The organism is Cellulomonas biazotea (genome assembly GCF_004306155.1).
GTDB lineage: Bacteria > Actinomycetota > Actinomycetes > Actinomycetales > Cellulomonadaceae > Cellulomonas > Cellulomonas biazotea.
Map to the genome: position 1 here is coordinate 1 of NZ_BIMR01000054.1, position 12594 is coordinate 12594.

At 76.8% G+C, this 12594-nt stretch carries 11 protein-coding genes; 5 read left to right on the forward strand and 6 right to left on the reverse strand.

All coding sequences use genetic code 11. The features are described from left to right. The first annotated feature begins 83 nt into the window (after nucleotides 1–83). From metX to CBZ_RS04920, 4 genes are all read left to right on the forward strand, one after another. The gene (gene metX / locus CBZ_RS04905; RefSeq protein WP_218022710.1) at nucleotides 84–1301 is read left to right on the forward strand and encodes a homoserine O-acetyltransferase MetX; all 1218 of its coding nucleotides are present in this window, start codon (nucleotides 84–86) and stop codon (nucleotides 1299–1301) included. 109 nt (nucleotides 1302–1410) lie between these two features. Then, complete coding sequence (locus tag CBZ_RS04910) at nucleotides 1411–2136, forward strand: maleylpyruvate isomerase N-terminal domain-containing protein (RefSeq protein ID WP_130780475.1); 726 nt, start codon at nucleotides 1411–1413, stop codon at nucleotides 2134–2136. Between the two features lie 88 nt (nucleotides 2137–2224). Then, nucleotides 2225–3184: a zinc-binding dehydrogenase gene (locus CBZ_RS04915; protein ID WP_130780476.1), complete on the forward strand. Its 960-nt coding sequence runs from the start codon at nucleotides 2225–2227 to the stop codon at nucleotides 3182–3184. Nucleotides 3185–3278: 94 nt separating this feature from the next. Beyond that, on the forward strand, nucleotides 3279–4244 hold the full coding sequence (locus CBZ_RS04920; protein ID WP_130780477.1) for an alpha/beta hydrolase: 966 nt from the start codon (nucleotides 3279–3281) through the stop codon (nucleotides 4242–4244). Nucleotides 4245–4312: 68 nt separating this feature from the next. On the opposite strand, the gene CBZ_RS04925 is transcribed toward CBZ_RS04920, so the two are convergent. Together CBZ_RS04925 and CBZ_RS04930 are read right to left on the reverse strand one after the other, a co-directional pair. Then, nucleotides 4313–6034: a restriction system modified-DNA reader domain-containing protein gene (locus tag CBZ_RS04925; protein ID WP_130780478.1), complete on the reverse strand. Its 1722-nt coding sequence runs from the start codon at nucleotides 6032–6034 to the stop codon at nucleotides 4313–4315. A 234-nt stretch (nucleotides 6035–6268) separates the two neighbouring features. Further along, nucleotides 6269–6565 carry an MTH1187 family thiamine-binding protein gene (locus tag CBZ_RS04930; RefSeq protein WP_130780479.1) on the reverse strand — a complete coding sequence of 99 codons (297 nt, stop codon included), beginning with the start codon at nucleotides 6563–6565 and terminating at the stop codon, nucleotides 6269–6271. Nucleotides 6566–6630: 65 nt separating this feature from the next. Between CBZ_RS04930 and CBZ_RS04935 the strand changes: the two genes are divergently transcribed. After that, on the forward strand, nucleotides 6631–7095 hold the full coding sequence (locus CBZ_RS04935) for a DUF6174 domain-containing protein (protein WP_130780480.1): 465 nt from the start codon (nucleotides 6631–6633) through the stop codon (nucleotides 7093–7095). Between the two features lie 31 nt (nucleotides 7096–7126). Here the strand turns inward: CBZ_RS04935 and CBZ_RS04940 are convergent, their stop codons facing one another. The 4 genes from CBZ_RS04940 to CBZ_RS20740 form a co-directional block, all read right to left on the reverse strand. After that, nucleotides 7127–10084, reverse strand: coding sequence for an FAD-binding and (Fe-S)-binding domain-containing protein (locus CBZ_RS04940; RefSeq protein ID WP_130780481.1), 2958 nt, complete (start codon nucleotides 10082–10084; stop codon nucleotides 7127–7129). A gap of 175 nt (nucleotides 10085–10259) precedes the next feature. Further along, nucleotides 10260–10697, reverse strand: a complete 438-nt coding sequence (locus tag CBZ_RS04945) for an OsmC family peroxiredoxin (protein WP_130780482.1) — start codon at nucleotides 10695–10697, stop codon at nucleotides 10260–10262. Between the two features lie 73 nt (nucleotides 10698–10770). After that, nucleotides 10771–11949 carry an AAA family ATPase gene (locus tag CBZ_RS04950; protein ID WP_130780483.1) on the reverse strand — a complete coding sequence of 393 codons (1179 nt, stop codon included), beginning with the start codon at nucleotides 11947–11949 and terminating at the stop codon, nucleotides 10771–10773. A 197-nt stretch (nucleotides 11950–12146) separates the two neighbouring features. Then, on the reverse strand, nucleotides 12147–12594 hold a 448-nt coding region (locus CBZ_RS20740), incomplete at its 5' end, for a M15 family metallopeptidase (protein WP_218022711.1).

Here is a 12594-nt window from a genome sequence, read left to right on the forward strand (position 1 = left end):
GGGGGGGGGGGGCCCACGGCCCCGACCCGGGCGACGCGGCCTCCCCCGGCCCCGCCGCCAGCCCGCCCGACGATTGGGGCGTCGTGCCCGACGACACGTTCACCTTCGCGCCCTCCCGGGCCCACGCGCGCACGCTCGCGAGCCGCGTCCCGCTGCCCGAGCGCCCGCCCGTGCCGGCGTCGGCCGCGTGGCGCGAGGGCGACCCCGTGGGACGACGCCAGTTCGCCGACCTCGGCCCGTTCGCGCTGGAGTCCGGGGGCCGCCTGCCGGCGGTCCGCCTCGCGTACGAGACGTGGGGCACGCTCAACGAGGACGGCAGCAACGCGGTCCTCGTCCTGCACGCGCTCACCGGCGACTCGCACGTGACCGGTCCCGCGGGCGACGGCCACCCCACCGCCGGCTGGTGGCAGTCGATGGTCGGCCCCGGCGCCCCGATCGACACCGACGAGTGGTTCGTCGTCGCCCCGAACGTCCTCGGCGGCTGTCAGGGGTCCACCGGCCCCGCGTCCACCGCACCCGACGGCCGCCCCTGGGGCGGTCGCTTCCCGCTGCTCACCGTCCGCGACCAGGTCGCCGCCGAGGTCCGCCTCGCCGACCTGCTCGGCGTCGACTCGTGGGCGCTGGTCATCGGCGCGTCGATGGGCGGCCTGCGCGTCCTCGAGTGGGCTGTCTCCGCCCCCGAGCGCGTCCGCTCGATCGCCGCGATCGCGACCGCCGCGCAGACGTCCGGCGACCAGATCGCCGGGTTCCACACCCAGCTCGCCGCGATCCACGCCGACCCCCGCTACCGCGACGGCGACTACTACGACGCCGCCGACGGCGACGGCCCGCACGTCGGGCTCGGCATCGCGCGGCAGATCGCGCACCAGACGTACCGCAGCGCGTTCGAGCTCGACGAGCGGTTCGGCCGCATCCCGCAGGGCGCCGAGGACCCGCTGGAGGGCGGACGGTTCGCGGTCCAGTCCTACCTCGACCACCACGGCGACAAGCTGACCCGCCGGTTCGACGCGAACACGTACGTCGCGCTGACCCGCACGATGATCACGCACGACCTCGGCCGGGACCGCGGCGGGGTCGCCGCGGCGCTCGCGCAGGTCACCGCGCGCGCCCTCGTCGTGGCGGTCGACTCCGACCGGCTGTTCCCGCCCGCGCAGTCCGCGCGCATCGCCGCCGGCATCCCCGGCGCCGCGCCCGTCGCGACGATCCACTCCGACTACGGCCACGACGGCTTCCTCATCGAGGAGGACGAGGTCGGCGCGGTCGTCGCCCAGTTCCTCGCCGACGAGGTCCGCACCGGCTGACGTCGCCGGCTGACCCCGTCGGCCGACCTCGCCGGCCGACGTCCCCCGGCCGGCGAGGTCACCACCGGCTCACCCGGTCGGACCGGGGCGCGGCGGGCATGATGGACGCATGCCCAGCACTGACCTCGCCGCCGCGTCCGCCGCCCTGCACGCCCAGTGGGACCGCCTGCGGACCTGGGTCGGCGAGGTGGTCGACGACGACGTCCGCGACGCGCCGTCGGTCCTGGAGGGCTGGTCGGTCGCCGAGCTCGTCGCCCACCTGGGCAGGGCGATGGACGCCCTCGCGGCGTGCCACCCCGTCGCGCCCGGCACCGTGCCGTTCACGCTCGGCGAGTACGTCGGGACGTACGTCGCGCGCTCGCAGGACATCGCGGAGACGACCCGGGACCTCGCGGTGCAGATCGCGCCCGACCCGCTGCGGGCCGTCGACGCCATGGCTGACGCCGCGTTCGCGCGGCTCGACGAGCTCGGGCCGCAGGACGTCGTGGTGCAGGCCCGCCGCGGACCCGTCCGGCTGTCGACGATGACGGTCTCGCGCGTGCTGGAGCTCGTCGTGCACGCCGACGACCTCGGGCGGTCCGTGCAGCGCGCCCGCGGCGCCGGACCCGGCCAGGACCCCGTCGACCCGGGCGCGCTGCGGCTCGTCGCGGACGCGCTGCTCGACATCGTGGTCGCACGCGGCGGGTGGAGCCTCGAGGTCGACGACGCGCGCCGCTGGGTCCGGCTGGCCGCGGGACGCACCCCGTACGACGTCGACGAGCTCGCGCGGGCGCTGCGTCCCGAGCACACGTCGGAGGCCGTGCCCGACCTCGGCCGGATGCTGCCGCTGCTCTGACCCGCACGCCCGGCAGCGGCGGCACGGTGACGCGCACGGCGAGCGCAGGTCCCCGGTGCCGCGGGCGGCGCGCGGCTACGGTGGCCAGGTGATCGCCGCCTACGCCGCCCGGTTCTCCCCCGACGACCCGCTGGCCGCGCTGGAGGTCGGCGAGCAGCCGGCACCCGCGCCGCGCGACGGCTGGACGGTCGTCGACGTGCGCGCCTCCGCCCTCAACCACCACGACCTGTGGTCGCTGCGCGGCGTCGGGCTCCGGGCCGAGCAGCTGCCGATGATCCTCGGCACCGACGCCGCGGGTGTCACGGCCGACGGCCGCGAGGTCGTCGTGCACGGCGTGATCGGCGGCCCGTCGGGCCACGGGGTGCCCGCCGACGAGCCGCGGTCGCTGCTGTCCGAGCGGTACCCCGGCACGCTCGCGGAGCAGGTCGCGGTGCCGGCGTGGAACCTCGTCGACAAGCCCGCGGAGCTGTCGTTCGTCGAGGCCGCGTGCCTGCCGACGGCCTGGCTCACGGCCTACCGGATGCTCTTCACGACGGGCCGGGCGACCCCGGGCCAGCGCGTGCTCGTGCAGGGTGCGGGCGGCGGGCTCGCGACCGCGGCCGTCGTCCTCGGGGCCGCCGCCGGGCTGGAGGTCGTCGTGACGTCCCGCGACGAGGCCAAGCGTGAGCGGGCCCTCGCGCTCGGCGCCGCGGCGGCGGCCGAGACCGGCGCGCGCGTGCCGCGCGTCGACCTGGTGCTGGAGAGCGTCGGGCGGGCCACGTGGTCGCACTCGGTGCGCTCGGTGCGGCCCGGCGGCACGATCGTCGTCGCGGGCGCCACGAGCGGCGACGCCGAGCACGCCGAGCTGCAGCGGATCTTCTTCCAGGAGATCACCGTCGCCGGCACGACGATGGGCTCGCGCGACGACCTGCGCCACCTGCTCGCGTTCCTCGCCCGCACGGGCGTCCGCCCCCTGGTCGACTCGACCTTCCCGCTCGCCGACGCCCGCGACGCCCTCGCCCGCCTTGCCGCGGGCGAGCAGTTCGGCAAGATCGTCGTCGAGCCCTGACGTCACGGCGCGCGTCCCCTTGCGGGAGCGGGACGGCACGGCAGGATCGGTGCCAGGTCCCGGCCCCGGGACCGCGGCGGAGACAGGAGGGCGCGTGACGACGTGGTCGGCCGACGTCCTCGGCGACGGCTACCAGGTGCACACGCTCCCCCTGCGCCCCGACGACGAGGGCGAGGTCGTCGCGAGCCTCGTCCGGTACGCGCCGCCGACCGACGAGCCCGTCCGTCCCGTGCGGGCTGTGCTCTACGTGCACGGCTGGTCGGACTACTTCTTCCAGACCGGGCTCGCCGAGCACTGGCACGCGCGCGGCGCCGCGTTCTACGCGCTCGACCTGCGCAAGTACGGCCGCAGCCTGCGCCCGTGGCAGACCCCCGGCTACGTGGACGACCTCGGCACGTACGACGAGGAGCTCGAGGCAGCGCTCGAGGTCGTGCGCGCCGACCTGGGCCTCTACGGCCGCGTCATGGTCATGGGCCACTCGACGGGAGGGCTGGTCGCCGCCCTGTGGGCCGACCGGCACCCCGGCGAGCTGCACGGCCTCGTCCTCAACAGCCCGTGGCTCGAGCTCCAGGGGTCGTCCGTGCTGCGGCACGTGAGCGGGCCGGCCATCGCCCAGCTCGCGCGCTTCCAGCCGAAGGCGCCGCTGCCGAACATCGACCCCGGCTACTACGCGCGCACGCTGTCGTCCGACACGGGCGGCGAGTGGACGTACGACCGGACGTGGCGCCCCGTGCCGTCGTTCCCCGTCCGGGCCGGGTGGCTGCGCGCCGTCATGGCGGGGCACGCGACCGTCGCCCGTGGCCTGCACGTGACCGTGCCGATCCTCATGCTCGCGTCCGCCCGGACCGTCATCAGCCCGCGCTGGAGCGAGGAGATGCGGGCCGCCGACGTCGTGCTCGACGTCGAGCTGCTCGCCCGCCGGGCCGTGCAGCTCGGCCCGCTCGTCACCGTCGTGCGCGTCACCGGTGGCCTGCACGACCTCACGCTGTCGCCGCACCCGGTCCGCGCGCGGTTCTACGCCGAGCTCGACCGCTGGACCGCCGCGTACGGCTGGGGCTGACCGCGCAGGTCAGGACCGCCGAGGCCGGGACCCCCGGTCAGGACCGCGCGGGCGCGGGCCCGCGAGCGTCAGGAGCGCTCGACGCCCGTCGCCTCCGCGAGGGTCGGGCCGCCGTCGCCGAGCCGCCACGCGCGCCAGCCGTCGACCGCGTGCTCCGCGCCGATGACCTCGGCCGCCGCGGCGTCCGGGTCGGCGTGCACGGTGCCGTCGGGCAGCTCGACGAAGCCGTCGGACCGCAGCAGCGCCTCGAACCGCTGACCGCGCCGCTCGCGGACCCAGACGAGGGTCGTCACGGCGCGGCGGCGCTTCGCGAGAGTCGCGAGCTCCGGGTGGGGCTCGTCGGCCGCGGGCGGCACGTCGCGCAGCGCCTCGTCGCGGGCGACCGGGTCGAGCACGCTCGTCGGCGCCGTCACGGCGTCCTTCTCCCGGGCCACGTCGATCCGGTAGGGCGCCGGGGCGGGACGCGTCGGTCCGCCGGGTCCGCCGGGGACGACCCCGGTGGGGGCGCCGGTCGCGTCGAGAAGGTCGCGCAGGCCCGCCAGGCCGGTCGGGGCGCCGAGGTCGCTCGCGCCGGTCGCGGTGCTGCGGGTCGGGGCGTCGAGGTCGGCGGGCGCGTCGGTGTCGGCCGGCGCCTCGGTGTCGACCGGACGGGTCGCCCCGGCCAGCGCCGCGTCGCGTGTGGCCGTCGTCGGGGCCGTCGTGGGCAGACGACGGTCGGGCGTGGCGGTCGCGCCGGGCGTGTCCGACACGGGGATGAACGGTCGCGGGCCGGCGACCTGCGGCGGCTCGGCGGCGGTCCGCGGCCGCAGCTGCTGCTCGGCGGCCGTACGCAGGCCGTAGATGGGCGTGAGCGTGACCGGTGCCGGAGCGGTCGTCGTGGTCGCGGGCGTGGCCTGCGTGGGCGGGTTGACGAGGTTCGTCGGGGCACCGTTCGTGCGGCCCGACGTGCCGGGTGCGCGGCCGTCCTTCGGGGTGTCGCCCTTGGTCTCGCGCGCCGGGCCGAACGGCAGCGGCGTCGGCTCGGTCACCGTGGTGCGGCGGGCGATGGGCGTCGGCGCGGGCGGCGTCGGGCGCGGCGGCGGGGTGACCGCACGCAGCTCGCCCGTCATCGGGCGGCGGCCCGGGGTCGTGCGCTCCGCCTCGTACGCCATCGCGGTCGCGAACGCCTCGCTGGACCGGACCAGGCGCAGCGCGGTCGGCTCGACGGGCCGGCGGGCACCCTCGTGCGTCGCGAGCGGCGACACGTCGATGAGGCGGCTGTCGTCGACGCCGCGCACGACGCCGACCTGCAGGACGTCGACGTGCCGGCCGGGACCGCGCAGGAAGCCGAGGGTGTCGGACGCCTCGGCGGCGACCTCGGAGCAGAGCACGACGAGCCGCACGCCCTCGCGGCGGCTCGCGGCCGTCCCGGACGCGACCTGCTCGCGGAACGCCGCGTAGTCGACACCGAACCGGCTGGGGTCCGCGTGGTAGGCCCGCGCCAGGTCGGTCGTCGTGAGGCGACCCGCCGCACCGGCGTGCCGCAGGGCCGCGACGACCGCGTCGTCGTCGACGACCTGGACGACCTCGACGACGACGGGTCGGCCGGTCGCGTCGAGGGCCAGCAGCTCGGGCAGGTCGGCGTGGTCGGGTGCGCTCGCGCGCCAGCGGACCGCGAAGAGCGGTTCGCCGGCGACGGCGCTGAGATGGTGGGTGAGGACCGCGGAGCACTCCTGCGCGAAGGACCCCGCCAGGGGCTGCATCGGCTGGACGAGGCGCGGGCGCCCCTCGTCGAGCTCGAAGATGGGCATCGCGGTCCGGCCTTCCTGGGCAGGCGGTGGCGGCCGCTCACCCCGTTGGTCGCACGCCCACCCCCGACCGGATGTGCGTGCGTCCACACTGTCCCACAGCATCCGTGGTGCGTCAGCCCGTCGAACGGGTGGTGCGGCAGGATTCCGCCCCGCCCGCCCGGTTTGGTGCGGTGCGTCCTTCGTCACCCGTCCGAGTGGTGGGCGCTCGTCCGGTCCGTCCCGGGCCGGACCAGGTCAGTCGTGCGCGAGCGCGGCCTCCACGCGGTCCACCTTGCCGGTGAGCTCGCCGGAGTGCCCCGGCCGGATGTCGGCCTTGAGGACGAGGCTCACGCGCCCGCCGTGCCGGCCCGCGGCGGCGGTCGCGCGCTTGACGACGTCCATCACCTCGTCCCACTCCCCTTCGACGGTCGTGAACATCGCGTCGGTGCGGTTCGGCAGGCCCGACTCGCGGACGACGCGCACCGCGTCGGCGACGGCCTGGGTCACGGACTCGCCCGTACCGAGCGGGGCGACGGAGAAGGCGACGAGCATGCGGCCCACCCTGGTCGTGCGCGTGGCTCGTGTCCACCCGCGACCGCCGGTCGTACGCTCGCCCCGTGCTCACGACGCGGCTCGCGGCGGCCGCCGTCGGCGTGCTCGTCGCCACCGTGCTGCCGGGGTGCGGGCGGTCCGGCCAGGCGCCCGAGGCGGTCGAGGCGTCGGCCCGCTGGGACGCGGGCGACCTGCTCGACGCCTACGCGTTCACGCTGACGTCGTCCTGCGGGGAGCGGCTGCTGCTCGGGACCTACCGGGTCACGGTCGTGCACGGCGACGTCACCGACGTCACCGGCCTCGACGACGTCGGGGTGCGCATCGCGCGCATGGGGCAGGACCTCACGCGGCTCGTCCCGACCGTCGGCGGGCTGCTCGACCGGATCGCGTGGGACGACGCCGACGACGTCGCCGAGGTCACGTTCGACGCGGTCACCGGCGTGCCGACGTCGGTGACGTTCGACCCGCGACGCGACACGGCCGACGACGAGGAGTGCTACACCGTCGCGGACGTGCGCGCGTCGCCCTGACCGGCCCGCCCGACGCTCGCACGCGCGACGGTCACACGCGCGACGCGAGCAGCTCCGCGAGGTGCAGGCCCCGGACCCCCGCAAGCTGGTCCGCCTGCGTCCGGCACGAGTACCCGTCGGCGAGGAAGACGTCGCCGGGCGCGGCGTCGCGCAGCGCGGGCAGCAGGGACGTCTCCGCGACCGCGACCGACACGTCGTAGTGACCCTTCTCCATGCCGAAGTTCCCGGCCAGGCCGCAGCAGCCCGCGAGCGCCGAGAACTGCGCGCCCGCGTCGGTGAGCAGGCGACGGTCGGGGGTCCACGTCATGACGGAGTGGTGGTGGCAGTGCGGCTGGACGACGGCCGTGACGTCCGACAGGTCCGGCACGGACCAGCGGTCGCCGGGGCCGATCGGGGCGGGCGCGGTGAGCAGCTCGGCGAGCGTGCGGGTCTCGCGGGCGACCGCCACGGCGCGCGGGTCGTCGGGCAGCAGGTCGCGCAGGTCGCTGCGCAGGACGGCGGTGCACGACGGCTCCAGGCCGACGATCGGGACGCCGTTGACGGCGAACGGGCCGAGCACCTCGAGCAGGTGCGTGAGCTGCTTGCGGGCGCCGTCGAGCTGGCCGGTGCTGATCCACGTCAGGCCGCAGCACGCGTCGTGCTCGGGGACGAGGACCTCGTACCCGGCGCTGCGCAGGACGGTCACGGCGGCGTGCGCGACGGACGGCGACAGCGTGTCGCTGAACGAGTCGACCCACAGCAGCACCGGGGGGCGTGCGGCGGTCGTGGTGGCGTCCGTGCCCCCGTCGCTGCGCGGCGCGGCACCGGGGCGCCCGTCCTCCGTCGTCTCCCGTGCCTTCCACGCCCCGCCCGAGGTGACCGTGACCGCGCCGCCCGCGCCGTGCCGGGCCCACGCCCGGAAGGGCGTGCGCGCGAACGTGACCATCTTCCGGCGCGTGTCCATGCCGCCCGCCGCGAGCACGGCCTTCGCGACCGGCCGGACGCCCAGGACGGCGTTGACCAGCGCCGACACCCCCGGGACGGCCGTGACGAGCCGGGCCCAGCGCGGCAGCCAGCCGAGCGCGTAGTGGTTGACCGGCCGCAGCCGCCCCGCGTACGTGCGGTGCAGGACCTCCGACTTGTACTGCGCCATGTCGACGCCCGCGGGGCAGTCCGACGAGCACGCCTTGCACGACAGGCACAGGTCGAGGGCCTCGTGCACCTCGGGCGACGACCAGCCGCGCTCGACGAGCGTGCCGTTCGCCATCTCCTGCAGGACGCGCGCGCGACCGCGCGTGGAGTCCTTCTCGTCCTTGGTCGCCTGGTACGACGGGCACATGAACGACCCGGTGGCGCGGCCGTCGGCACGGCACTTGCCGACGCCGACGCAGCGGTGCACGGCGGTCGTGAAGTCGCCCGCGTCGTGCGCGAAGGAGAAGCCGCTGCCCGCGAGCAGGGACGTCGCGGCCGGGCGGCGCAGGTCCGCGTCCAGGGGGCGGGGCCGCACGAGGACGCCCGGGTTGAGCAGGTCGCGCGGGTCGAGCAGGTCCTTGAACGCGCCGAACAGGTCGATCGCCCGGTCCGAGTACATGACGGGCAGCAGCTCCGAGCGGGCCCGGCCGTCCCCGTGCTCGCCGGACAGCGAGCCTCCGTGCGACGCGACGAGGTGCGCGGCGTCCGTCATGAACGCGCGCAGCGGGTCGCCCGAGCGCTCCATCGGGACGTCGAGCCGCAGGTGCACGCAGCCGTCGCCGAAGTGCCCGTACGCGAGGCCGTCGACGCCGTGCGACGCCATGAGCGCCTCGAGCTCGCGCAGGTACGCGCCGAGCCGCTCGGGCGGCACCGCGGAGTCCTCGAAGCCCGGCCACGCCTGCTCGCCCGACGGGGTGCGACCGCCGAGGCCCGCGCCGTCCTCCCGGATCCGCCACATCGCGACGGCCTCCGGACCGGGCGGGAACAGGCCGACCGCGTCCGTGCCCGCGTCGGCCGCGAGCGCGCGCGCCCGGCCCAGCGCCTCGTCGAGCGTGTCGCCGCCGACCTCGACCATGAGCCAGCCCGCGCCGGGCGGCAGGTCGGGCACGGCCGCGGCGCCCTTGACGCGCCTCACGACGTCGATGAGCCGCGAGTCCATGCCCTCGATCGCCAGCGGGCTGTGCGCGAGCAGCGCGGGCACCGCGTCGGCGGCCGTCGGCATGTCGGGGTAGCCGAGCACGACGAGGACGGGCGCGGCGGCGATCGGCACCAGTCGGACCGTCGCGCCGAGCAGCGTCCCGACCGTGCCCTCGGTGCCGACCAGCGCCTTCGCGAGGTCCGTGCCCTTCTCGGGCAGCAGGTGCTCCAGCGAGTAGCCCGACACCTGCCGGCCGAACCGGCCGAGCTCGGTGCGGATGACGTCGAGGTGGCCGCGCACCAGGGCGTCGAGGCCGGGGACGGCGTCGAGCGCGCCCGCACCGCTGCGGGCGTCGAAGCGGCGGCCCGTCCCGTCGAGCACGTCGAGGGCCAGCACGTTGTCGGCGGTCCGCCCGTACGCGACGGCCCGGGGACCGCACGCGTTGTTGCCGATCATCCCGCCGAGCGTCGCGCGGGTCCACGTCGACGGGTCGGGGCCGAACCGCAGGCCGTGCGGTGCGGCGGCCTTCTGCACGGCGGCCATGACGACGCCCGGCTCGACGCGCGCGGTGCGGGCCTCCGGGTCGAGGTCGAGGACCCGGTTCACGTGCCGGGAGAAGTCGAGGACGATCCCCGTGCCGACCGCGTTGCCCGCGACCGACGTGCCGCCGCCGCGCGACGTCAGCGGGACGCCGAGGGTCCGGGAGACCTCCGCCGCGGCGAGGACGTCGTCGACGTCCCGCGGGAACGCGACGACCTGCGGCACGACGCGGTAGTTCGACGCGTCGGTCGAGTACTCCGCGCGGCGGCGGGACGAGTCGTCGACCACGCCGTGCAGCGCGGACCGCAGGGCGTGCACGACGTCGTCGGTACGCACGGCGGTGTCGGTCGGGGCAGCCACGGGTGCAGTGTCGCACCGCCGACCCGGGACCCCGGGCGCCGCCCCGCAGGCTGGACGCCCGCCCCCGAGCTCGGCCGCGGGCGCCGAGGTCGTCGGTCGCGGCCGAGTTCGTCAGCCCTGACCGGCGACCTCGGCACGGACCGGCGACCTCGGGGTCGACCGGCGGTCCCGACCCTCAGTCGAGGGCCGCGTCCAGGGTGATCTCCGTGCCGGTCAGCGCCTTGCTCACCGGGCACGTCGCCTTGGCCGTCTCCGCCGCCTGCGCGAACCCGGCCTCGTCCAGCCCCTCGACCTCGCCGCGGACCGTCAGGGCGATGCCGGAGATGCGGAAGCCGCCCGCCGGGTCGGGACGCAGCGTGACGTCCGCCGTGACCTGCAGCGCGACCGGCGTGCCACCGGCCTCGGCGATCACCGCGGAGAGCTGCATCGCGAAGCACGACGAGTGCGCCGCCGCGATGAGCTCCTCCGGGCTGGTCGTCCCGCCGGCGTCCTCGGCGGCCCGCTTCGGGAACGACACGTCGTACGTGCCGACGCCCGAGCTGGTCAGCTCGACCTGGCCACCGCCCTCGTTGAGCGTGCCGTTCCAGGCGGTGCGTGCGGTGCGCGTGGGCATACCGGTCTCCCTCGGTGTGGTCGTCGACCCCGCCGGTGCGGCGCGGCCGCGTCCCACGCTAGGAGGACCGCCGTCAGCGCGCGCGTTCGAGGTGCCCGGCGACGATCTGCGTCGGTGCGCCCGCCTCCTGCAGCGTCCACGCGGCGCGTGCGTGCATGGTCCGGCGGCGACGCTCGTCGAGCCCCGAGTACAGGGCACCGCGCACCAGGTCGTGGCGGAACACGAGCCGGTCGGCGCGCGCGTGCACGACGCCCGCCGCGAGCGCGACCCGCAGCGTCCGCCAGCAGTCCGGCACGGGGCAGCCGCTGAGCACCGCGAGGTCCGTCACGACGAACGACGTGCCCAGCACCGACGCGTGCGCGAGCAGGTCGACGACGTCCTCGTCGAGGTACTCCAGGCGGCTGCGCACGAGCGCGTCGAGCGCCGGCAGCCACGCCGCGCCCTGCACGTCGACCACGCCGTCGCGCGCCTCCAGCGCACCCGCCGAGCGCGCCGTGCGGACCACGTCGGTGACCAGGCGCGGGTTGCCGCCGGTCGTCGCGAGCGTGCCCCGCAGGGCGGGCCCGACCGACCCGCCGACGAGCCGCTCGGCCAGCTCGACGGTCGCGAGCGGTCCGAGGGGCCGCAGCTCGAGGTAGCGGGCGCCGGCCCGCACCCACGCGTCGACGACCGTCGACAGGACGGCCCGGGACGGCACCGGCCGCATCGTCAGCACGACGAGCGCGCGCGGGACGTCCCCCTCGTGCGCCAGGTCGTGCAGCACGCCCAGCGAGGCGGCGTCGGCGTCGTGCACGTCCTCCAGCACGAGCACCCACGGGCTGGAGTCGCCGCGGCGGCGCAGCAGGGCCGCGAACAGCTCGGCGGCGCGGTGGTGTCGCTGCGCGGTCGACGCACCCGCGGCGGGCACGGACCGGCCGTCGGCGTGCAGCGCGTCGAGCAGGTCCAGCAGCTCGGTCTCGACGGGTCCGCGCGCGACGCCGGGCGGGTGCACGAGCAGCGCGTCGGCGAGCAGCGCGAACGGCGCCGGCCGGTCGGGCGTGGCGCGGGCCGCCCGCAGCTCGAGGCTCAGCAGGTGCGCGCTCGACGTCAGGGCCTCGACGAGCCCCGTGCGGCCGATCCCGGCCTCGCCCTCGACGAGGACCGTGCCGCCCTCGCCCCCGGCGGTCGACGCGAGCAGCGCGTCGAGGTCGTCGAGCTCCGCGGTCCGCCCGACGAGCGGCCACGTCCGGCCGGGCTGGGCCGAGGTGCTCATGCGCCCGATCGTAGGGCGCGGGGGCACGTCGCGGCGGTACGACGGGCGGTCGACCCGCGGGGCGTCGTCGGCCGCCGACCGCCCGGGGCTTCGCCCGGTGGGACGACGACGGCCCGGGCGGGGGAGCGACCGGGCCGTCGGGTGCCGAGGCCGGAGGGAGCCTGGGCGGGCGCCGAGGGGCGCCGGGAGGGGGGACGTCAGCCGACGTACTCCCAGTGCCACGCCTCGGGCTTGCTGCCGCCGCGCTCCGCCCAGGACGGGTGCTCCCAGGAGAACTGCCCGGCGTTCGCCTTCATCCACGCGAACTGCTTGGTGCCGAACGACTCGATGCCGCCGCCGAAGTCGATCGCGACGCCCGTGCCGTGGTTCGACGTGCCGGGCGCGGCGCACAGCCAGCCCTTGGTCCGGCGGCACGCGACCTGCCCCGCGTACGAGCGGTACGAGTCGGAGATCGTCATGTTCGTGCCGAACGCGGCGACGTAGGCGGTGTTGAGCTGCTCGAGCGACTCGGCGGCGTCGCAGCGGAGCTGGACGGAGGCGTCGAACGACACCCCGCACAGCGCCGACGCGGGGATCTTGCCGTTGGCGTACCCGAGGAGGGACGCCTTCCACGCGGCGCGCTGGGCGGCCTGCTCGGCGGCGACC

Excerpts from the sequence above, each read along its gene's own strand:
- CBZ_RS04930 (WP_130780479.1), bottom strand. The coding sequence starts at position 6,565 with ATGCTCGTCGCCTTCTCCGTCGCCCCGCTCGGTACGGGCGAGTCCGTG.
- CBZ_RS04910 (WP_130780475.1), top strand. The coding sequence starts at position 1,411 with ATGCCCAGCACTGACCTCGCCGCCGCGTCCGCCGCCCTGCACGCCCAG.
- CBZ_RS04925 (WP_130780478.1), bottom strand. The coding sequence starts at position 6,034 with ATGCCCATCTTCGAGCTCGACGAGGGGCGCCCGCGCCTCGTCCAGCCG.
- CBZ_RS04945 (WP_130780482.1), bottom strand. The coding sequence starts at position 10,697 with ATGCCCACGCGCACCGCACGCACCGCCTGGAACGGCACGCTCAACGAG.
- CBZ_RS04950 (WP_130780483.1), bottom strand. The coding sequence starts at position 11,949 with ATGAGCACCTCGGCCCAGCCCGGCCGGACGTGGCCGCTCGTCGGGCGG.